General features: G+C 71.6%; 19 protein-coding genes. 10 read left to right on the top strand and 9 right to left on the bottom strand.

The window, feature by feature from the left end; all coding sequences use genetic code 11:
• Nucleotides 1-19: 19 nt before the first annotated feature.
• Entirely contained in the window at nucleotides 20-3700 is a 3681-nt protein-coding gene (locus tag ACYVLQ_RS28195) for a bifunctional RecB family nuclease/DEAD/DEAH box helicase (protein ID WP_460700550.1), read from the bottom strand.
• A gap of 199 nt (nucleotides 3701-3899) precedes the next feature.
• Here ACYVLQ_RS28195 and ACYVLQ_RS28200 point away from each other — a divergent pair, with 199 nt between their 5' ends.
• Genes ACYVLQ_RS28200 through ACYVLQ_RS28215 form a run of 4 tightly spaced genes read left to right on the top strand, consistent with a single transcriptional unit; the run spans nucleotide 3900 to nucleotide 7054 of the window.
• On the top strand, nucleotides 3900-4526 hold the full coding sequence (locus ACYVLQ_RS28200; RefSeq protein ID WP_460700551.1) for an alpha/beta hydrolase: 627 nt from the start codon (nucleotides 3900-3902) through the stop codon (nucleotides 4524-4526).
• A 19-nt stretch (nucleotides 4527-4545) separates the two neighbouring features.
• A complete protein-coding gene (locus ACYVLQ_RS28205) occupies nucleotides 4546-4956 on the top strand; it encodes a hypothetical protein (protein ID WP_460700552.1) in 411 nt (136 codons plus the stop codon).
• 1 nt (nucleotide 4957) lies between these two features.
• Nucleotides 4958-6250 (top strand): WXG100 family type VII secretion target, encoded by a 1293-nt coding sequence (locus ACYVLQ_RS28210; RefSeq protein WP_460700553.1) that lies wholly within the window; start codon nucleotides 4958-4960, stop codon nucleotides 6248-6250.
• 45 nt (nucleotides 6251-6295) lie between these two features.
• Nucleotides 6296-7054, top strand: coding sequence for an ESX secretion-associated protein EspG (locus tag ACYVLQ_RS28215; RefSeq protein WP_460700554.1), 759 nt, complete (start codon nucleotides 6296-6298; stop codon nucleotides 7052-7054).
• 19 nt (nucleotides 7055-7073) lie between these two features.
• Here the strand turns inward: ACYVLQ_RS28215 and ACYVLQ_RS28220 are convergent, their stop codons facing one another.
• Together ACYVLQ_RS28220 and ACYVLQ_RS28225 are read right to left on the bottom strand one after the other, a co-directional pair.
• Nucleotides 7074-7715, bottom strand: a complete 642-nt coding sequence (locus ACYVLQ_RS28220) for a phosphoribosyltransferase (protein ID WP_460700555.1) — start codon at nucleotides 7713-7715, stop codon at nucleotides 7074-7076.
• Nucleotides 7716-7800: 85 nt separating this feature from the next.
• On the bottom strand, nucleotides 7801-8655 hold the full coding sequence (locus ACYVLQ_RS28225; RefSeq protein ID WP_460700719.1) for a carbon-nitrogen hydrolase family protein: 855 nt from the start codon (nucleotides 8653-8655) through the stop codon (nucleotides 7801-7803).
• A 233-nt stretch (nucleotides 8656-8888) separates the two neighbouring features.
• On the opposite strand from ACYVLQ_RS28225, the gene ACYVLQ_RS28230 reads away from it, so the two are divergent.
• The gene (locus tag ACYVLQ_RS28230) at nucleotides 8889-10652 is read left to right on the top strand and encodes a DEAD/DEAH box helicase (RefSeq protein WP_460700556.1); all 1764 of its coding nucleotides are present in this window, start codon (nucleotides 8889-8891) and stop codon (nucleotides 10650-10652) included.
• A gap of 161 nt (nucleotides 10653-10813) precedes the next feature.
• Here the strand turns inward: ACYVLQ_RS28230 and ACYVLQ_RS28235 are convergent, their stop codons facing one another.
• Complete coding sequence (locus tag ACYVLQ_RS28235; protein WP_460700557.1) at nucleotides 10814-11479, bottom strand: hypothetical protein; 666 nt, start codon at nucleotides 11477-11479, stop codon at nucleotides 10814-10816.
• A 233-nt stretch (nucleotides 11480-11712) separates the two neighbouring features.
• On the opposite strand from ACYVLQ_RS28235, the gene ACYVLQ_RS28240 reads away from it, so the two are divergent.
• Together ACYVLQ_RS28240 and ACYVLQ_RS28245 are read left to right on the top strand one after the other, a co-directional pair.
• The gene (locus ACYVLQ_RS28240; protein WP_460700558.1) at nucleotides 11713-12885 is read left to right on the top strand and encodes an acyl-CoA dehydrogenase family protein; all 1173 of its coding nucleotides are present in this window, start codon (nucleotides 11713-11715) and stop codon (nucleotides 12883-12885) included.
• 63 nt (nucleotides 12886-12948) lie between these two features.
• Nucleotides 12949-14076, top strand: coding sequence for an acyl-CoA dehydrogenase family protein (locus ACYVLQ_RS28245; protein WP_460700559.1), 1128 nt, complete (start codon nucleotides 12949-12951; stop codon nucleotides 14074-14076).
• A 1-nt stretch (nucleotide 14077) separates the two neighbouring features.
• Here the strand turns inward: ACYVLQ_RS28245 and ACYVLQ_RS28250 are convergent, their stop codons facing one another.
• On the bottom strand, nucleotides 14078-14581 hold the full coding sequence (locus tag ACYVLQ_RS28250; protein ID WP_460700560.1) for a hypothetical protein: 504 nt from the start codon (nucleotides 14579-14581) through the stop codon (nucleotides 14078-14080).
• Between the two features lie 279 nt (nucleotides 14582-14860).
• Here ACYVLQ_RS28250 and ACYVLQ_RS28255 point away from each other — a divergent pair, with 279 nt between their 5' ends.
• Nucleotides 14861-15112: a hypothetical protein gene (locus ACYVLQ_RS28255; RefSeq protein ID WP_460700561.1), complete on the top strand. Its 252-nt coding sequence runs from the start codon at nucleotides 14861-14863 to the stop codon at nucleotides 15110-15112.
• Nucleotides 15113-15170: 58 nt separating this feature from the next.
• A complete protein-coding gene (locus ACYVLQ_RS28260; RefSeq protein ID WP_460700562.1) occupies nucleotides 15171-15986 on the top strand; it encodes a GNAT family N-acetyltransferase in 816 nt (271 codons plus the stop codon).
• On the opposite strand, the gene ACYVLQ_RS28265 is transcribed toward ACYVLQ_RS28260, so the two are convergent.
• Nucleotides 15971-16165, bottom strand: a complete 195-nt coding sequence (locus ACYVLQ_RS28265; RefSeq protein WP_460700563.1) for an aromatic-ring hydroxylase C-terminal domain-containing protein — start codon at nucleotides 16163-16165, stop codon at nucleotides 15971-15973. The genes ACYVLQ_RS28260 and ACYVLQ_RS28265 overlap by 16 nt on opposite strands.
• Between ACYVLQ_RS28265 and ACYVLQ_RS28270 the strand changes: the two genes are divergently transcribed.
• Nucleotides 16128-16304 carry a hypothetical protein gene (locus ACYVLQ_RS28270; protein ID WP_460700743.1) on the top strand — a complete coding sequence of 59 codons (177 nt, stop codon included), beginning with the start codon at nucleotides 16128-16130 and terminating at the stop codon, nucleotides 16302-16304. The genes ACYVLQ_RS28265 and ACYVLQ_RS28270 overlap by 38 nt on opposite strands.
• A gap of 66 nt (nucleotides 16305-16370) precedes the next feature.
• On the opposite strand, the gene ACYVLQ_RS28275 is transcribed toward ACYVLQ_RS28270, so the two are convergent.
• The 3 genes from ACYVLQ_RS28275 to ACYVLQ_RS28285 form a co-directional block, all read right to left on the bottom strand.
• Nucleotides 16371-16937, bottom strand: coding sequence for a phosphoribosyltransferase (locus ACYVLQ_RS28275; RefSeq protein WP_460700564.1), 567 nt, complete (start codon nucleotides 16935-16937; stop codon nucleotides 16371-16373).
• Between the two features lie 621 nt (nucleotides 16938-17558).
• Nucleotides 17559-18770 carry a CaiB/BaiF CoA transferase family protein gene (locus tag ACYVLQ_RS28280; RefSeq protein WP_460700565.1) on the bottom strand — a complete coding sequence of 404 codons (1212 nt, stop codon included), beginning with the start codon at nucleotides 18768-18770 and terminating at the stop codon, nucleotides 17559-17561.
• Nucleotides 18771-18800: 30 nt separating this feature from the next.
• Nucleotides 18801-19727 carry a TauD/TfdA dioxygenase family protein gene (locus ACYVLQ_RS28285; RefSeq protein ID WP_460700566.1) on the bottom strand — a complete coding sequence of 309 codons (927 nt, stop codon included), beginning with the start codon at nucleotides 19725-19727 and terminating at the stop codon, nucleotides 18801-18803.
• Nucleotides 19728-19732: the final 5 nt, after the last annotated feature.

Consider the following 19732-nt stretch of genomic DNA (forward strand, 5'->3'; position numbering starts at 1 on the left):
CGCGGCGCCGCGCATTCGGCTACGGCGACACCAGCTCCAGGAAGGCCGCGAGATCGGCCAGCTGTTCCGGCGTCTCGGGCAGATACTCGGTGAGCAGGGGGGAGTGCACGACCAGGGCGGTCCACATCGCCCGGGAGACGACCGTGGTGAGCCAGTGCCGCGACAGCAGCGTGTCGATGCCGTGCGGCGCCTCGGCCGGGGACGAGGTGGTCAGCGAGACCAGGACCACCGCGGCCTCCCGGCCCGCGAAGCGCTCGGCCGTCCCGACCAGCACATCCTCGATCCGGGCGCGGGACAGCAGGGTTCGGATGCGTGCGGCCTGGGCGTGATAGGGCGTGACCACCAGGATGTCGTGCGGATGCAACCGCCGCGTCACCGCGCCCTGCCGCCACGGCAGGCCCAGCAGCGACCGCACCCGGCGCACGATCTCGCGGGCCTCCTCGGCGGATTCGGTGCCGTTGCCGTGGTGGTCGACCGGCACCGACCGCACGCCCGGCGGCACTCCCTCCAGATCGCGTGCGAGCGTGACGGTTTCGGTGGATCGCAGCCGGTTGCCGTAGCGCAGCCGCGATACCGGTTCGCACAGCCGCGGATGCATCCGCCAGGTGCGGTCCAGGAAGTATCCGAACTCCGTGGGCAGCGTGGGGTTGTCGCCGACCAACCGGCCGAGCACCGATTCGTGCACCGGTTCCGGATGGGTGCCGTGCCCCGGCAGCGGGGCGGGGTCGCCGAGCAGCAGCAGGTTGCGTGCGCTGCCCGCCACGGCGACCGCGTCGGCCAGCGGGAAGTGCCCGGCGTCGGCGACCATCAGTAGGTCGAGGCCGCCAGGCGGCACCCGCTCGGCGTCGGCGAGGTCGTTGGGCAGCCCGCCGATCACGCAGCCGTTGACGGCAGTGTCCAGAAAGCGGGGAAAGCGCGCGGGATCGATGGACAGCCACTCCGGCGCGACCGCGTGGGCATCGGATTTCGCCACCAGTTCCGGGAGCACACCGACCCGCACCAGCGCGTCGAGCACCTCCTCGACCGCCCAGTGCGACTGCGCGACGACGCCGACCCGCCACCGGTAGCGGGTGACCAGCCGCTCGATCACGCGCGCCGCGGTATCGGTCTTGCCGGTGCCGGACGGGCCCTGCACGGCGACGTACGAATCGTCGAGATCGAGGACGGCGGCGGTGATCGCGGCGGCGTGATCGCCGAACGCCTCCGGCAGCGCGTCCGCCGACCGCAGCCGCGGCGCGCGGCGGCACAGCAGGTCGAACGCGGCGGTCGCGGGCACCTCAGGCAGGCTCACCAGCAGGTCGTGTGCGGCGGATTCCAGTGCGGCCTCGATGTTCTCGTCGCGTCCGGGCGTTCCGGGGACGATCGCGACCGGCAGGTCGTCGTAGAGCGCGCACCCGTCCGGTAACAGTTCCTCGACGCGGACGAGGTCGTCGAAATTGTCGTCCAGCGCGCAGCCCAGGACCGTGGCGCGGGCGATGGCGCGGCGGCCGGGCACGGCCCGCATACCGGGGACCGGGCGGTCGTAGAGGGTGAGTACGGGCGTCCCCGGCGGCGGCGCGCTGCCGGTGCCAAGCCGTCCCGTGAGCTTCAGATAGCGCCGCATCGGCCCGTGGCCGGTGCTGTGCCACTTGGTGTCCACGGTGCCCCAGTCGGCGACGAGAACCCCTGGCGTATCGGCCCATTCGGCGACCGGCCGGTGCAGGCGGTCGGTGTGCGCCCAGTGCAGCGGCTGGCGCTCGCGGCGGCGGTAGCCCAGGGCGGCGGCCATCAGCGCCGCGGACCGCTGTGCGGGAGTGCGGATTCCGTCCCGGTCCGCCGCGGCGGGCTCCGCGGCGTCGCCGGTCGTCGCCTCCGGGGCGCCCGCCGCGGCCTCGGCGGGAGCCGGTTCGGTGTGCGCACCCCGATCGTCGAAGGCGAATTCGCGCAGGGCGTCCTCGACCGCGGCGGGCGATTCGGCCGGGGTGTCGCGCGGTGCGGGGCACGCGCGGATGTCGTTGTCGGCGGCCAAATCGCGCAGGCGGTCCCGCAGCCGCGGAATCTGCGCGCACTCCGATTCCAGATCGCCGACCGCGGTCCGCGTGCCGAGCAGGCCCGCCAGGTCGCCCAGTTCGTACGACCGCTCGCCGACGACCAGTGCCGCCCGCACGATCGGATACAGGTCCACCAGCGCGCCGAGCAGGTCGTCGGCGACCACCTCGTCGGCGCCGCAGCGCGCGCACAGCTCGGCCAGCAGCGGGCGGGCGGGCGAGCGGTAATGGTAGATGCGCAGGTCGGGATGGTTCTCCTGCCGCTCGGCCAGGAATTCGAGCAGGGCGGCCGGATCGTCGTGCAGGCCGAAGGCATGGAACAGGATGGCGGGGTCGCCGGAGTTGCGGAGGTCGCCGGGGTCGGCGTCGTCCTGCGGTGGACGCGTGGGCAGCACCCCGACGCCGACGACGGCGGCCGGGGTCCCCGCGACGGTGAGGAAGACATCGCCCGGCGAAGGGGTGGGCAGGGCCGCCAGGGCCGCGGGATCGACGAGCGCGTGCACCGGCTCGCCGGTGCGCTCGTGCCGGACCTGCGCCTCGGCCTGGCGCCGCAGCGCGGAGAATGTCTGGGTCGCGACCCGGGTCACCGCGGCATCGGCCCGCACCAGCCGCTCCACCGTCGTGATGCCCGCGTCGCGCAGCTGCGCCCGCACGGCGGGCCGCATACCGGCGACCAGCAGCAGATCGCGCCCCGCCACCAGTTCGGCGGTGCAGGCGGCGCAGCGGCCGCACGCCAGATATCGCCGATCGCCCCATTGCACGGGCAGTAGTTCGTCCTGTTTGGCCTCGATGATCGCCGCCAACCGGCGTCGCCGCGCGGCGTACACCCGAATGGCCTCCGCCAGCGGATGGGTCGACTCCGAGCCGTCCGAATGTCGCACCCGCAGCATGGGGTCTACCCGGAAGCCGCTGCGCCGCACCGCTTCCGCGCACGCCGCGAGTTCGATGAACAACGCCGTGGGCGCCTCGGCGCGCGCGGATCCGTACACGATGTAGGCGGGTTCGGCCGAGGCGTGCGAACCGCTCACCGCGGCGCCGATGCCTGCGGTATCGGCGCCCGTGTGCTCGGCCGCCGGGGCGGCGAGGGCCGCGGGCATGTCACCGGCGGCGTTATCGGCGGTGGCGTCCGGGGCCGCCGTATGCGTCCGCGCATCGTCACCGGGCGCACCGCCCACGCCTCCGGCCCCATCCGCGAACGAGCAACTCAGCGCGTCGCCGTCGACGACCTGGCCCTGGCCGCGGTGATCGATCGCGGCGCTGTCGGACCACTCGCTCGGCAGCTCCGAGGCGCCGTGGCCCGCCGCGGATTCCCGGATCGGAGATCGTTCGGCGACTGCCGTGCGGACCAGCGCCGCGCAGGAGGCGGCGAAGGCGCCGTCGAAGAAGGTGGCGCCGGCGATCACCTCCGCGCCGCGCCGCAGTGCCGACACCGTGTCCCGGTCGGCGCGAGCCAGGTCGGCGGTCGTGCCGGAGTCGGCGGGATCGATGCGGACGAAATCGGGTCCGGGCAAGTCGATCTCGCCGTGCTCGGTCAGCACGGCGCCCGCGCCGGTACCCACCGGCGCCACCAGTCCCCGTTCGGCGTCGAGTGCGCGCAGCACCGCGAACTCACAGCGTGCTGCCGCCACCAGGTCGCCGGTGCTGCACACGACACGATCACCGACCAGAATCAATCGCGGCCCTCCTGCGCCTCGGACACCCGCACCGGCCGCCGCATCCTTGCGTGCCGGGTCGCGACCCAGCGTAATCAGTCGAGGTAGTTCGGCGTGGCGCGAGGGGGGCGTGTCGTCGCAGGTGGTGGTCCGGATTTTCGCGCGGCGGCGCGCACGATCATGATGATCTTCCACGACGAGGCGCGGAAAGGACTGCGGGATGCCGTTTTTCGACGGTGTGCGGGGACGGTTGCATTTTCGGCGGTGGCGAGCGGACCGCCCGGCGGCGGTGGTCGCGCTGCTGCCGGGCTCCGGGCAGCACAGCGGGCACTACCATTTGTTCGCCGGTGGACTCGGTGTGGCGGGCATCGAGACCTGGGCGCTGGACGTTCCTGGTCAGGGCCTCAGCGAGGGCGATCCGCGGGCCCCCGGCACCCTGCCCGACCTCGCCGCCGACGCCCGGACCTTCGTCGAACTGGTGCGCGCCGATTGTCCCGGCGCCGCCCTGATCGTCGCCGGGCACTCCCTCGGCGCGGCCACCGCGCTGGCCGCGCGGCCCGATTGTGCGGGGCTGGTCCTCATCGGCACCCCGCGCCGGGCGATCACCCCGGCGCCGGAACTGCCCGCCGGGCTGCCGGTGCTGGTGCTGCACGGCGAAGACGACCGCCGAGCCCCTATCGATGCCGTTCGGGACTGGACGGGACGGCCGCGGTCGGTAGGGTTGCGCTTGCGCGAATATGCCGATGCGGGGCACGATTTGCTGCACGAACCGGTGCGGACACAGGTCACCGCCGACATCGTGGAGTGGATCCAGGGCGTCGTCGCGGGCCGCGCGCCCGCGCTGTGACCACGAGAAAGGGGGACCGGTGCAGTCACAAGAATCCGGGGACCTGCGCGGTGACGTCGCCGTGCTGACCCAAGCGGTCGACGACGGCCGGCTGTGGATCGACGGCGTGCTCGTCGCCGACGGGGTCCACGAGCGTTGCGCGCGTCGCTACGAACAGCTCGCCGATCAAGTGGAGCAGCAGATCCGGACGCTACGCGCCGCCGCGGCGCTACCCGGCTTCGGTGGTTTCGAATCCGGCGCGGCGCTGCGGCGCGGCTTCGAGGACAAGGCGGCGCAGGGCCTGCGGCGCCTGCAGGAGTACGCCGACGCCGCGCGGCAGCTGGCGCACACCCTGCGCGCGGCCGCCGCGGCCTACGATCAGCACGATTCGGATGTCTCCGCGGCGATCGGCCGGGTCGGGACGGCGACGGTGGGGGTCGGCCATGCATAGGATGACCGGGAACGCACCCGGGACCGGCGCGCCCGACCCCGATTATGCGCCGACGGTCGAGGTCTTCGACCAGATGCGCTACGACGAGATCTATCGCGGTGTGCTGCAGCTGAATCCGGAGGTGCTCACCGCCGGGCGGCAGGCCTGGCAGGGTGCGGCCACCGGTCTGGGGGACGCGGTCCAGCAGGCCCACGCCGAGATCCGCGGCGCCGTCGCCGACGGCTGGCGCGGTGGCGCCGCGCGGCAGGCCGTCGCCGCGATGCAGGCATTCGAGGAATTGGGCCAGCATGTGGCCGATGTGATGTCGGACGTCGCCCGGCGGCTCGGGCAGGCCAACGACGCGGCCGAGACGCTGCGCGCGGCGGTGTCGAAGCCGGCGTCCGCGGGGCCGGATCTGCAGGCGGCGCTGCTGGATCCCAAGCGCGCCACGCTCAATGTGTCGGTCCAGAAGCAGGCCGAGGGGCTGCGCCAGGATGTGGTGCGGGTGATGGAGACGGTGTACGCGGGGGCGTTCGTCCCCACCGGCAACGGCGTCCCCGCCTTCTACGACGGCGGCATGTTTCCGACGGCCGCGGCCCCGGCCCCGGTGCCCGGCGGCGACGGCGGCGGCCCGAACGCGACCGACTCCGCCGCGGGGCTGCGGGCGGCGACGGCGCCCGGCCCGGTCGTGGAGCCGGTGCGGCCGCAGGAGGCCGCCGAGCCGCAGGCGGTACGGCCCGAGCAGGCCGTGGGTGATGCGGTGGCGTCCGAGGCGGTGCCCGGCGCACCCGAGGCGACCGCCCCGGCGGCGGCCACCGTGCCCGCCGGAACCGGAACAGTCGCACCGGAACTCGATCGCCCCGCGGTCGCGAATGCCGCGGCGGCGGTGAGTGCCGCTGTCCCGCAATCGGATTCGGTCGTCGCGGCGTCGGCGGGCGCCGTGTCCGGTCCGGTGCCGACTCGCCCGTCCGCGACCGCCACCACGTCCCAGGGCTCCGATGACCAGCGCAAGCGCGAGGAGCACGAGCGGCGGCGCGACCCCGCCACGGATACCGTGAGCGGTATGGGCGCCGGTGTCGTGGGAGGGCTGGCGGGCGGTGCATTCGCCGCCGGGGACGCCGTCCGCTCCGGGGCCGGTATTCCCCTGCCGCCCAAGCGTTCCCAGGACGACGACGAAGACGACGAGGACGACGAGTTCTACTCCGACTTCGACGAGCCGACCTACCTGGAGCCCGCCGAACCCGGCACGGACCTGGTCGGGCAGCTCGACCCCACCACGCCGCCGGTGCTGGGTGAATGGGCCGAGGACTACTGACCGCGGGATGAACGAGATCACGACGATCGAGTCGGGCCGCCGCCGGTGAGATGGACGCTCACCCCGGACCAGTTCGCGCTGGCCTGGGAGCGCACCGACGGCGACCGTATCCCGTATCCGCTCGCCGTCCGGCTCTCGGCCCGCGACAGCGCCGAACGCGCCGCGCAACTGCCCGGGCTGCGCGACTGGTGTGACCGCACCCTGGATCCCGACCTGGAGGCGGCCCTGCGGGTGCTGGCGCGGCCCGCGATCCAGGTAGAGGTGTTCGGCGAGCACGGCCCGGGCGGCAAGGCGCAGCCGGTGCGGGTACTCGGGGCCGCCGCCGGGCACGTCACGGTGGTCGCGGCCCAGCGGGCCGGTGCCGAACCGGATCGGGGAGCGGAGGTCCGGCTGTTCGTCGGTACTCCGAAAACCCTGGCGGCGCGGGTGGTTTCGGTGCTTCCGGAGAACGTGCCGGGCGCCGGGCCGCGCCGCACCGCACCGGTGGACCGCGTGCGCGAGGACAGCCGCGACCTGGTGACGGTGCCGGTCGCCGGGCCGACGGAATCCGCCCGGATGCGGCGGATGCTGAAGCAGCCGCGCGACGGCCTCGGCCAGATGGTGGTCTCGGCGCGGCGCGCAGACGGGGCCATGCGCCCGCTCGGCGTGCTCTGCTGGATCGATCTGACCGGCGACGGGCGCTACACGGTGCGCACGCGTGGCGAGGTCGACATCGTCCCGGTGAATGCCGAGGCCTTCACCGCCCAGTTGCGGCCGCTGATCGCCGCGGCCGAGCGACTGGTCACCGAGACCGCCGACTGGTGAGGGCGGGCCGAGGACCGGGTCAGCCGTCCCGGGTGGCGGCGCTGATCAGCTCCAGCACCTCGTCGTCGCTGAGTTGGTGGAAGTCCTCGTAGGCGCCGCCGACCCCGCCGAGCACCCGCGGCACCAGCGGGCAGACGGTCTCGTCGGCCAGCTTCTCGATGCGATGCAGTGCCTCGGCCGACGAGACCGGCACGGCCACCGTGATCCATCGCGGATCGTGCAGCCGCAGGATCCGGCAGGCCACCGCGACAGTTGCGCCGGTTGCCATTCCGTCGTCGGCGATCACCACGGTGCGGTTCCGCGGCGAGATCGGGGGTGCGTGCGCGCGCAGGATCCGTTGGCGCCGTTCCAATTCCGCGCGCTCGAGGTCCTCGGTCTCGGCCAACTGCTCGGGGGATACCCCGCTGTGCCGCATCACATCCTCGTTCAGCACCCGCAGCCCGCCCTCGCCGATCGCGCCCATCGCCAGCTCCGGCTGCCACGGCACGCCGAGCTTGCGCACCAGCAGAATGTCGAGGTCCCCGCCGATCGTCTCGCGCAGCGCCGCGGCGACCGGCACCCCGCCCCGGGGCAGCCCGAGCACCAGCGGGTCCGACGCTCGCAGGTGCCGTAGCGACTCACCCAGCGCGCGACCGGCGGTGGCCCGATCGGGATAGATCATGGTCTGTCGAGTCTAGTTCCGATCGCCGTGCTCGTGGTCGAACCGAAAACAAACCGTGCCCGCGCGGGCCGTTCTTCGCCCGCGGCTACCGAGGTTCGACGGTGAACCGGCGCAGCGCCAGGCTCGGATTGGTCGCGCGCACCTGTTCGAGATGGCCGAGATCGACTCGGGCGGTGGCGATTCCGGTGCCCTCGCCCAGTTCGGCCAGCACCGTGCCCGTGGGGTCGACGATCATGGAGGCGCCCGCCCCGCGCGGCGCGGCCTGATCGGCGGCCGCCACGTAGACGGTGTTCTCGATGGCCCGGGCGCGCAGCAGCGTCGTCCACTGGTCCACCTTCGCCGGGCCCGGAATCCATTGCGCCGGAAGGACGAGCACCTGCGCCCCGGCGGCGGCGACGCGTCGGCAGCCCTCCGGGAATCGCAGGTCGAAGCAGGTCTGCAGGCCGAACGTCACACCGTCCACGGTGAAGGTCGCGGGGTCGGCGACCGCGCCGGGCGCCACGATGTCCGACTCGCGGAACCCGAACGCGTCGTACAGGTGCACCTTGCGATAGACGGCGACGAATTCGGCGTCGGGCGCCGCGGCGACCAGTGTGTTGTAGACGTGGTCGCGCTCTGCGCCGCCCGGGGCCTCGACCACGCCCGCCACCAGGTGGACGCCGAATTCGGCGGCGAGCCCGCGGAGCCCGTCCACCCACGGCCCGGTGATCGGTTCCGCCGCCGCGAGCACCCGCCGGTCCAGCCGGGTCACCGCGAACATCGAATACTCGGGCGCGACCACCACCCGCGCGCCGTGCTCCGCCGCCGCGCGCACCTCGGCCCGCAGCTGCGCCAGATTGGCGTCCTTGTCGGTGTACGGGGAGAACTGGACCACCGCGACGTCGATCGAGCGACCGGGTTGCGCCGCGGTCCGCGGGCGCGCGCCCGCGGCCGGTTCCAGCGTGGCCGAGTAGCTCGTGGCCACGCCTTCCCGCGGCTCGGCTCCGGGATCCGCGGGGGTGCGCCGCGCCGATGCGCCCCGGATCTCGGGCTCGGCGGCCGTGCCGGGATCGGGGGAATCGGCGGGCGGGGTCGTGGTGACGCCGGGCACGGTCGGCTCGAGCGGTTGCATAGGTCTCACCGTATTGGGCCGACGGTCGGTGCGGCCACCGCCAGGAAGTAAAGTACTGGTCAATGAGCACCTCACCGGTCGACAGTGATTCCCCAGCCGACGAGAGGGACGCAGCCGACCCGTCCTTCGCCGATCTCGGTATCGACGATCGCATTCTGGCGGCCATCGCCGACGTCGGTTACGAATCGCCGTCGCCGATCCAGGCTGCGACCATTCCGCCGCTGCTCACCGGGGCCGACGTGGTCGGCCTCGCGCAGACCGGTACGGGTAAGACCGCCGCGTTCGCGATCCCGATCCTGATGGGGCTGGAGGGCAAGGGCAAGCCCCCGCAGGCGCTGATCCTGGCCCCGACCCGCGAGCTGGCGATCCAGGTGGCCGAGGCGTTCGGCAAATACTCCGCGCACATGCCCGGCGTGCACGTGCTGCCGATCTACGGTGGCCAGAACTACGCTGTGCAGCTGTCGGGGCTGCGGCGCGGCGCGCAGGTTGTCGTCGGCACGCCGGGCCGCGTCATCGACCACCTCGAGCGCGGCACGCTCGACCTGTCCCAGCTGCGGTATCTGGTGCTGGACGAGGCCGACGAGATGCTCAAGATGGGCTTCCAGGACGATGTCGAGCGCATCCTCGCCGACACCCCCACCGATAAGCAGGTGGCGCTGTTCTCCGCGACCATGCCGGGCGCGATCCGCAAGATCTCCAAGCAGTACCTGAAGGACCCGGTCGAGATCACCGTCAAGTCCAAGACGGCGACGGCCACCAACATCACCCAGCGCTGGGTGCACGTCTCGCATCACCGCAAGCTCGACGCCCTGACGCGCATCCTCGAGGTCGAGCCGTTCGAGGCGATGATCATCTTCGTGCGCACCAAGCAGGCGACCGAGGAACTCGCCGAGAAGCTGCGGTCGCGCGGGTACTCGGCCGCGGCGATCAACGGCGACATAGCGCAGAACCAGCGCGAGCGCACCATCGGGCAGCTGAAGTCGGGGGCACTGGACATCCTCGTCGCCACCGACGTCGCCGCCCGCGGGCTGGACGTCGACCGCATCTCGCACGTGGTCAACTACGACATCCCGCACGACACGGAGTCCTACGTGCACCGCATCGGCCGCACCGGGCGGGCCGGGCGCAGCGGCGAGGCGCTGCTGTTCGTGGCGCCGCGCGAGCGCCGGCTGCTGGACGCGATCGAGCGCGCCACCCGCCAGCCGCTGACCGAGATGCGGCTGCCGAGCGTTGAGGACGTGAACGCGCAGCGCGTGGTGAAGTTCCACGACGCCATCACCGAGAACCTGGCCTCGCCGAAACTGGCGCTGTTCCGCAAACTGATCGAGGACTACGAGGCCGAGCACAACATCCCGCTCGCCGATATCGCGGCCGCGCTCGCGGTCGGCGGGCACGACGGCGACAACTTCTTCATGGAGCCCGAGCCGGAGCCCGAGCGTCGCGAGCGCGGTCCGCGCAAGTTCGACGATCGCGAACACCGCCGCGAGCCGGGCCAGCACCGCGCCACCGGCGCGGATATGGCCACCTATCGCATCGCCGTCGGCAAGCGCCATCGTGTGGTGCCGGGCGCGATCGTCGGGGCCATCGCCAACGAGGGCGGCCTGCGCCGCAGCGACTTCGGGCATATCAGCATCCGCCCCGACCACAGCCTGGTCGAGTTACCGGCCAACCTCCCGCCGGAAACCCTGGATGCCCTGCGCCGCACCCGAATCAGCGGCATCCTCATCCAACTGCAGCCCGACCAGGGCCCGCCCGGACACCGCCCCATGAGCCGCGGCCCCCGCCGCGAATACCGCCGCCCCGACCGCCGCAAACCCCGCTCCTGAGCGCCGCCCACCAGCTCCCACGCACCCCGCATCTACTCCCGCACCCGCTGCAACCGTTGCAGGCGGTGCGGGAACGAGCCATGGGTGCGGGAATGGCCAGCTGCGGCGTGGCGGCTGGCGCGCTACCCGGCGGGTGTGGGTGGCACCTGTTGTGGCTCTGACTACCCGGTGGGTGTGGGTTTGGGGGCGTAGGGGTCGGTGAGGGGGTTGGGGTAGACCGTGATCACGCCGACCGTGGGGGCCATGACGCAGGTGGCGCCGGGGTAGCCGATGGTGCCCCACATGCTGGCGATGATGGTGCCGGGGCCGCTGTCGACCGTCTTGGTCAGGCTGGGGGTGCCGAAGTCGGTGCGCTCGTCGAGGGGCGCGGTGCCGCTGCGGCCGTTGCCGGTGTTGAGCCAGGAGACCGTCAGGCCGGAGGCCACGGGGTAGCCCGACATGTTCGGGGTCGCCTGGAAACGCACCGTGCCGTACTCGCCCGCGATCCCGCGGTCCGGCCCGGGGACCCCGGCGGCACCCGCGACGGCGGTCAGCGAGACCGGAAAGTTGGTGCCGCAGCCGAACGTCGGCGCCTGGTACCAGAACGGCGTGAAACCGCCCGCGATGTCGTCCAGCTTGGCGGCGCTGATCAGGTGCGCCGTCTTCGCCAGCGAGTCGACACCGGCCCGGGCGGCGGTGTCCGCGCCCGCCTCGGCTGTCAGCCGCTCGAGGGCGGTGTCGATCGGCGAGGCGGGGGGTTCGGCGGCGGCATTGCCGAAGGTGGCCGCCGCGCTCAGTCCGCAGGCGGCCGCGACCGCGGCCAGGCGCGCGAAGGTCTTGCCGTTCACTCGTGGTGCTCCTTGTCGTGAACTCTCCGGCCGACGACGAGATGGGTCCCGATGTCGCTGAGCGCCGCCGGGACGAGCGCGGCCTATCCGCAGCAACGTACCAGTTCCCCGCCGGTCAGGTCCGGCCCACTGCGGAGTTGGCCCCACGAATCGCGCGTGTGGTCCACCTGACAGCGTCAGATTACCGAAGGGTAAGTTTGAGACGGATACCCGAACACGGTGGGAGACGCCCCATGAAACTTGCCCTGTCACCCGACGAGGTGGCCTTCCGGGACGAACTGCGCCGGTTCTACCGGACAGAGATCCCCGCGGAGATCCGCGAGAAGGTCGAGTACGGCCGCGAGCTCACCCGCGACGAGATCGTCACCTCGCACAAGATCCTGCACGCGCACGGCTTGGCCGTGCCGAACTGGCCCGCGCAGTGGGGTGGCAAGGACTGGACCCCGGTGCAGCGGCACATCTGGGAAGACGAGATGCAGCTGGCGTCCGTGCCCGAGCCACTGACGTTCAACGCCAACATGATCGGCCCCGTGATCGCCCAATTCGGTTCGCAGGAAATGAAAGAGCGCTTCCTGCCGCCCACCGCCGCGCTCGACATCTGGTGGTGCCAGGGCTTCTCCGAGCCCGACGCCGGATCCGACCTGGCCGCGCTGCGCACCACCGCGGTGCGCGACGGCGACTCCTACATCGTCAACGGGCAGAAGATCTGGACCACGCTGGCCCAGTACGCGGACTGGATCTTCTGCCTGGCGCGCACCGATCCGAACGCGCCGAAGAAGCAGGCGGGCATCTCGCTGCTGCTGTTCGACGTGCACACACCCGGCGTGACGATCCGGCCGATCAAGCTGATCGACGGACACCACGAGGTCAACGAGGTCTTCTTCGAGAACGTGCGGGTGCCCACCGACCAGCTCGTGGGCGAAGAGAACATGGGCTGGACCTACGCCAAGTTCCTGCTGGGCAACGAGCGCACCGGCATCACCGGCGTCGGCCGTACCAAGGTCCGGCTGGCGGTCGCGAAAAAGTATGCGGCACAGACGAAGGTGGGTGAGGGCACCCTGCTCGCCGATCCGCTGTTCGCGGCGCGGGTGGCCGAACTGGAGAACGAACTGCTGGCGCTGGAGCTGACCCTGCTGCGGGTGGTGGCCAATTCCAGTGAGGGCAAGCCGAATCCGGCCTCCTCGGTGCTGAAGCTGCGCGGTACCGAGCTGCAGCAGGCGGCCACCGAACTGCTGCTCGACGTCGCGGGCCCCGACGCGCTGCCCGTCGGCGCCGAGGACATCGCCTCGCCGGATTGGGCGCAGCGCACGGGTCCCGGATACCTGAACTACCGCAAGACCACCATCTACGGAGGCTCGAGCGAGGTGCAGCGCACCATCATCGCCTCCACCATCCTCGGGCTGTGATTTACCCGCCCCGGTCGGCTCCGCAAGCTCCGCCGACCTACCATCCCCCAGAGAGGCGTCGCCATGGATTTCGAACTCACTGAAGAACAGATCCTGCTGCGCGACACGGTCCGCGACCTGCTGGCCCGCGCCTACGACCCGGAGACCCGGCTGAAGGTGCTCGAGACCGATCTCGGCTGGAGCCGCGAGGTGTGGTCGCAACTGGCCGAACTGGGTGTGCTGGGACTGGGTTTCGCCGAGGAGGACGGCGGTGCGGGGGCCGGTCCGGTGGAGACCATGGTGGTCATGGAGGAGATCGGCAGGCGGCTGGCGCCGGAGCCGCTGCTCGACGCGGTGCTGCTGCCGGGCGGCCTGATCGCCCGGCTGGGATCGCCCGCGCAGCGGCAGCGCGTGCTGCCGGAGGTGGCGGCGGGCACCAAGCTGCTCGCCCTGGCCCATGACGAGCCCGGATCCCGTTGGCCCGCGACCCGGGTCGCGGCCGAGGCTGTGGCGGACGGCGACGGCTACCGCCTGACCGGCGTGAAGAATCCGGTGGCACACGGTGATTGCGCCGACGAGCTGGTGGTGAGCGCGGTGCTGCCGGACGGCGTGGTGGGGCTGTTCCTGGTCGCCGCCGAGGGCGATGGCGTGCTGCGCAAGCCGTACCGGACCTTCGACGGACGGCGCGGCGCGCAGGTGGAATTCACCGGCGCGGCAGCCGAATTGCTCGGCGACGCCGCCACCACCGGCGCGGCGCTCACGGCGGAGATCGGATCGGCGCACGCGAGCCTGTGCGCGGAATCGGTCGGCGCGATGGCGGAGGCGCTGCGGCTGACCACCGATTACCTGAAGACCCGCAAGCAGTTCGGCGTCCCGCTGTCGAAGTTCCAGACGCTGACCCAGCGCGCGGCCAATATGTACGTCTCGCTGGAGCTGGCGCGCAGCATGAGCCTGTATCTCACCGCCGCGCTCGCCGACGGCGCGGCCGACGCGGTGCTGTCGTCGCGCGCCCGGCTCCAGGTGAGCGGCGCCGCACGGCATATCGGCCAGGAGGCGGTCCAGATGCACGGCGGCATCGGCATCACGACCGAGTACCCGGTGAGCCACTACGCCGCGCGGCTGACGGCCGTCGAGCGAACCTTCGGCGGCGGCCAGGACCATCTGCGGGTACTCGGCCGACAGGTGGGCGACTACGGACTGGTCGAGCTCTAGCTCAGTTGTCCCAGCCGTCCGATGACGGCTCGTCCTGCGTGGTGGGCGCCGGTCGGGTCGTCGTCGGGCGCGGGGTGGTGAGCCGGGGCCGCGTGGTCGTCGTGGTCGGATCCGCGTCGGCCGATGTGGGCTCGCCGGGTGCGGGACGCGGCGCCGGAAGGGTGGTGTCGACGGCGGATATGGTCGCGTCCGCGCTCGTCGGTGTGCCGACGGGACTGCGCCGCGGCGGCGGATTGACCGCGACCCGCCAGCTGGGCGAGGGCGGGATGAGGATCCCGGGCGTCGTGGTGCCCGACGCCGTCGCACTCCTCGTCGGCGCGGATTGCAGGTCGGCCTGCAGCGGCGGCGGGGATACGTAGACGTCGTGCTGGCCCAGCCCGCAGGAGCCGATGAGCACCAACCCGAGCGATACCGCCCCGGCGGCGGCCGCCGGTCCGGCCACTCTGGGGTTCAGGCGGCGTGGGGTGTCGTCCGCGCGTCCCCCCGAACCCGCCCTGTTCTCCATGGGTCCGCCGCTCCTCGTACGTGTCGGGTGGCCTTACCTTAGCCAAGGCGGGGCCGTCGGGCCAGACGGCCGAACGCTTGGGCAAGATACCGGAAATGCTTTCTCAAACAGTGACGAGTCACATATCGAAACGGTCACTTCGGCGTGTCGTTCCGCCGTGTCGTGTGGCGATTCGGCAACGGGGAATTAACGTGTGAGAGAAGTTACACGTGCGACGCCTCAAGATTGCTGATGGCACCGCGGAATTCGCGGATCGGCGGGCGTCATCGAGGAGTGGTGATGGGAGCGTACTCGACGTCCCCGCTGCGCGCGGTGTCGCAGAACGATTCGGACGCGGCCGGATCGGGCCGCACAGTCTGGGCGATCGCCGCCCGCGTGGCGGCTTGGCTGATCTTTCTCGGGGGAGTGGTCGGCGCGGTGCTGGGCATCGCCGACCTCCGCGTGCTGATCACGGTCGCGGGCCTGATTCTGGCATGTACCGCCGGGCTGGTGCTGCTGAAGCTGCGCGCGGATGCGCACGCCCCACGCTGATCTCGCGGCACCGGAAACCGGTGGGCGGCGGCCGACAACGCGCCTACCGTGGGCGGGTATGAGGATCGAACTGACCGACGACGCGGCCGAGTTCCAGCGCCGCACGGCGGCGTTTCTGGGGCGGGATCCCCTGCTGCACACCGTCATCGCCACCGTCGTGGAGAGCTATGCGACCGGCCTGTCGGACGGCCCGGCCGTCTTCGCCGCGGTGCACGTCGACGGGGCGGTGATCGGCGCGAGCATGTGCACCGCGGGCCACAGCGTCTATCTGGGCGGCGTACCGGATCCGGCGCTGCCCGATCTGGCCGCGGCATTCGAGGAGCGAGTTCCCGCCGCGCCGGGCGTGGAGGGTCCGCCGGGGGCGGCGCTGGTATTCGCCGAACGCTGGAGTGCGCTGTGCGGCAGCAAGTTCCGGATAGACGTCGCGAGCAGGCTGTACCGGCTGGGGACGCTGTCGATGCCCGCGGCGCCCGGAAACGCGCGCCGCGCCGGTGAATCCGATATCGAGCTGTGTGCGCACTGGTCGGAACAGATGCGGCGCGAGGCGGGAATCGGCCTGAGCGCCGACGCCATTCGCGCGCGCATCGCGCTGGGGCGCTGGTGGCTGTGGGAGGACGGAGGACGGCCGGTGTGCATGGTGGCGCACCAGGCCCGGGCCTACGGCTGGACGCGCATCGGGCCCGTCTACACCCCGCCCGAGGCGCGCGGCCACGGCTACGCCAGCGGTCTCACCGCGCACGTCTCGAAGCTGTTGCGCGACAACGGCTCCGAGGTCTGTCTGTTCACCGATATCGCCAACCCCACCTCGAACAAGATCTACCGCGCGATCGGCTTCGAGCCGGTCCGCAATTTCGTGCACTACGAGTTCGTCTGAGGGTGGCGCCGCGGGCGCGCCCGGAGCTCGTTGCCCAATATCCGATCCAGGGCGGTTCGCAGTGCGGCGCCGGGGTCGTCCGGGGCCGCCGCCGATCGCCAGGCGACGATCTGGTCCGGCCGTACCAGTAGAGCGCCGGAGGTGGTGAGACCGGCTGCGGTGCACCATTTCCCGTCCAACTCGTGGACGTCGACCTCCGCGGCGCGCCCGCTGCTGGAACCGCTGCTGGCCGGCGGGCGCTATCCGGCGTTCGCCCGCTGGTTCCGCGGGCGCACCGGCGCCGGTCCGGCGGATCCGGTGTGCTGGACGCTGGGTTGACTGCTGGATGGGCTCGCCGAGCGGTTCGGATTGCCCGGGCCGACTTAGGGGCGTGTCACCTCGGCGTCATCCGGTCCGCTGCAGCGGCGCAGGTGCGAGCACGGCGGGCCCGGGGCCTTCGCGCAGGAGTTCGCGGACATCGTCGTCGTCCATGGGCTCGAAGTCCTCGTAGAAGCCGCCGATATCGGTCAGCCGGTCGCGGGTGTGCGGGCAGACCACCTTGTCGGCATCGCCGATCAGCTCGGCGATGGCGGGCTCGGCGCCCACCGGCGCCGCGACCACCACGCGAATCGCGCCGTGCGCGTAGGCCGCCCGGCAGGCCGCTCGCGCGGCGGCGGCCGCCTGCAGGGCCTCGTCCACGATCACGATCGTGCGCCCGGCCAGTTCGGGCCGCTGCCCGCCGGCGCGCAACTGCTCGGTCCTGCGCCGCAGCGCGTCTCGCTCCTGCCGCTCGATCCGGGTGAGTTCGGCGGCGCCGGCGTGCAGCCGCCGCGCCTGCTCGCCGTCGACCACCCGCACCCCCCGCTCGGCGATCGCGCCGAAGGCCGGTTCAGGGCGCTCCGGCGTGCGCAACTGGTGGACCACCATGACATCGAGCGCCACGCGCAATTCGGTCGCAACGGCCGACGCCACCGCGGTACCGCCGCCGGCGAGCCCGATGACCACGATATCGGGGGCCGCGGAAGGCCATCAGATGTCCGGCCAGTCGGCGGCCGGCGTCGCGACGATCGAGGAACAGCATGAAGCCTCCCGAGGGATCGTAGGAACGAATTCAGCTGTGCCGGGTGTGTTATCAGTGCTGCGAATCGGGCGGGGGGCCCGAAAAATGTACGTGCCGTTTGCAATTGCAATTCGGTGCGGGGGCAGTGGCGTCTCGGCCGAGCTTTCGAGTGGCCGAACTCGGTGGTCGCGCTGGCCTGGCGTGTCGCCGTGGGCGGGCGAAAAGCGTTGTGGCATAAGGGATTCTGGCTGCTCGCAGGGGTGCTCAGGACCCATCTCTCCTCCAGAGTCGCCAACCGCCGAGGGTGGGAACCACGCTTCGGGACTCGGGAAGACAACGGTGCAATTCTACGTCGAGGGTGTTGGCGTTCGTTGTGAAACGGACCTGAACTACATTCCGGGAGCCGTCATCGTACGGCCGAAATATGTTGCGCTGGGGGAATTTCCAAAGAAAACGGTATGTGGCGCCGAGTGATCACGTGCACCGGGTCGGTAAAGGACCTGGAAAACGATCGTCCGACGGTCCACATCCGCTCAGTTGCCTTCCAGCGCCCGGATTTCCGCCTCCGACATGCCGAGCAGCGTCGAGAGCACCTCGGCGGTGTGCTCGCCGAGATCCGGTCCGACCGAGCGGATGGGCAGCGATTGCCCGCCGATCACCGGCACGATGCCCGGGAATCCGACCTCCTTCGGTTCCGGATCGCCCACGTCGACGCGGAACGGCTGAATCATGTTGCGCGCCCGGTACTGCGGGTCGTCGACGATATCGGCGGCGGAGTAGATCGGACCGCACGGAATGGCGGCCTCCTCCAGGATGCGCAGCGCCTCCGCACGGGTGTGCCGCCGCGTCCACTCGGCGATCGCGGCGTCGAGCCGGTCGCGGTGGCGCCAGCGCCCGGCGTTGTCGGACAGCTCCGGATCGTCGGCCAGGTCCGGCCGCCCGATCACTCCCATGTAGCGCTGGAAGATCGCGTCGCCGTTGCCGCCGATGATGATGCTGGTGCCGTCGCCGCACGGGTAGGCGTTGCTGGGGGCGATGCCCTCCATCCGGCCGCCGACGCGCTCGCGCCGGATGCCGTAGGCGAGGTAGTCGGGGATCAGCGATTCCATGACCGACAGGATCGACTCGCTGAGTGCCACGTCGATCACCCGCTGCGCCAGCGGGATCGGTTCGTCGGAGCGGGTGCGCTGCAGCAGCGCCATCACGGTGCCGAACGCGGCGTAGATCCCGGCGATCGAATCGCCGATGGAGACCCCGGTGCGTACCGGCGGCCGGTCCGGGTCGCCGACCAGTTCGCGCAGCCCGCCGACGGCCTCCGCGACCGCGGCGAAGCCGGGGCGCTGGGCGAGCGGACCGGTCTGGCCGTACGCGGAGATCCGGGTGATCACCAGGTCGGGATTCGTCGCGCCGAGCACCTCCGGCCCGAGGCCCCACTTCTCCAGCATGCCGGGCCGGAAGTTCTCCAGCAGCACGTCGCAGTGCCCGATCAGCTCGAGCACGACGCCGCGGCCCGCGTCGCTGCGCAGGTCGAGGGTGATCGACTTCTTGTTGCGGTTGACGGTGCGGTACAGCATCGAGGTGTCGCCGCCGTAGAGTCGCCAATTGCGCAGTTCGTCACCGGTTTTCGGGCGTTCGACCTTGATCACCTCGGCGCCGAAGTCGCCGAGGATGCGCCCGGCGGTCGGCGCGGCGATGTAGTTGCCGAGTTCCAGTACCCGAACTCCGTCCAGCGGCCGAATCTCCATGGCGACGATTCAACCACCCGGTGCGGAGGTTCACGCGGCCTCGGCGACCTCGTCGACGACCGAGTAGTGGTCGGCGTTTCCGGAGATCACCGTGGACGGGGTGCCGTCGACGCCGACCGGGATATCGCCCGCGAGGGTGATACGGGTGAGCTTGCGATGTTCGCTGCCGTCGTAGTCGTCGATCGCGTAGTGCTGGGTGGCGCGGTTGTCCCAGATGGCGACGTCGCCCAGCGACCAGTTCCAGCGCGTGGTGTGCTCGAGGCGGGTCACCCGCTCCTGGAACAACCGGAACAGCGCGTGCGACTCGTTGCCCGTGAGGCCGACCAGCTTCTTGACGAAATGCCCGAGCAGCAGGGCGCGTTCGCCGGTTTCCGGGTGGACGCGCACGACCGGATGTTCGGTCTCGTAGTAGGTGGACTCGAATTCGGTGCGATAGGCCTTGGCCTTCTCGTTCGGCGAATCGTCCTGGGCCGCGGCGTAGTCGTACTGGTTGGTGTGCCGGGCGCGCAGGCCCTCGGCCAGCCGCTTGAGCGGTTCCGGCAGCGAGTTGTAGGCGGCGACCGTGGAGGCCCAGGTGGTCGAGCCGCCGTAGCTGGGCAGCGAGACCGCGCGCAGGATCGACGCCTTCGGAATGCGGTCGACGAAGGTGACGTCGGTGTGCCAGCTGTTGGCGCGGCCGCGGTGCGAGTCGATGGCCAGGCTCTTCACACCGGCGGAGGTGACGGTCGGGTGCGGGGTGGTCGGGGAGCCGAGCAACTGGGCGAACTCGTACTGGCCGTCCTCGGTCAGGTGGTGCTGGTCGCGGAAGAAGATCACCTTGTGCTCGTTGAGCGCGGCGCGGATCGCGGCCACGGTATCCGCGTCCAGGTCGCCACCGAGCCGGACCCCCTCGATCCGCGCGCCGATGTGGGTGCCGAGCTTGACGACGGTCACGGTGCCTGCCTGAGCGACTGACATATCGG

The organism is Nocardia thraciensis (genome assembly GCF_054782435.1).

Excerpts from the sequence above, each read along its gene's own strand:
- ACYVLQ_RS28200 (WP_460700551.1), top strand. The coding sequence starts at position 3,900 with ATGCCGTTTTTCGACGGTGTGCGGGGACGGTTGCATTTTCGGCGGTGG.
- ACYVLQ_RS28245 (WP_460700559.1), top strand. The coding sequence starts at position 12,949 with ATGGATTTCGAACTCACTGAAGAACAGATCCTGCTGCGCGACACGGTC.
- ACYVLQ_RS28285 (WP_460700566.1), bottom strand. The coding sequence starts at position 19,727 with ATGTCAGTCGCTCAGGCAGGCACCGTGACCGTCGTCAAGCTCGGCACC.
- ACYVLQ_RS28230 (WP_460700556.1), top strand. The coding sequence starts at position 8,889 with ATGAGCACCTCACCGGTCGACAGTGATTCCCCAGCCGACGAGAGGGAC.
- ACYVLQ_RS28280 (WP_460700565.1), bottom strand. The coding sequence starts at position 18,770 with ATGGAGATTCGGCCGCTGGACGGAGTTCGGGTACTGGAACTCGGCAAC.
- ACYVLQ_RS28210 (WP_460700553.1), top strand. The coding sequence starts at position 4,958 with ATGACCGGGAACGCACCCGGGACCGGCGCGCCCGACCCCGATTATGCG.
- ACYVLQ_RS28255 (WP_460700561.1), top strand. The coding sequence starts at position 14,861 with ATGGGAGCGTACTCGACGTCCCCGCTGCGCGCGGTGTCGCAGAACGAT.
- ACYVLQ_RS28250 (WP_460700560.1), bottom strand. The coding sequence starts at position 14,581 with ATGGAGAACAGGGCGGGTTCGGGGGGACGCGCGGACGACACCCCACGC.
- ACYVLQ_RS28260 (WP_460700562.1), top strand. The coding sequence starts at position 15,171 with ATGAGGATCGAACTGACCGACGACGCGGCCGAGTTCCAGCGCCGCACG.
- ACYVLQ_RS28220 (WP_460700555.1), bottom strand. The coding sequence starts at position 7,715 with ATGATCTATCCCGATCGGGCCACCGCCGGTCGCGCGCTGGGTGAGTCG.
- ACYVLQ_RS28240 (WP_460700558.1), top strand. The coding sequence starts at position 11,713 with ATGAAACTTGCCCTGTCACCCGACGAGGTGGCCTTCCGGGACGAACTG.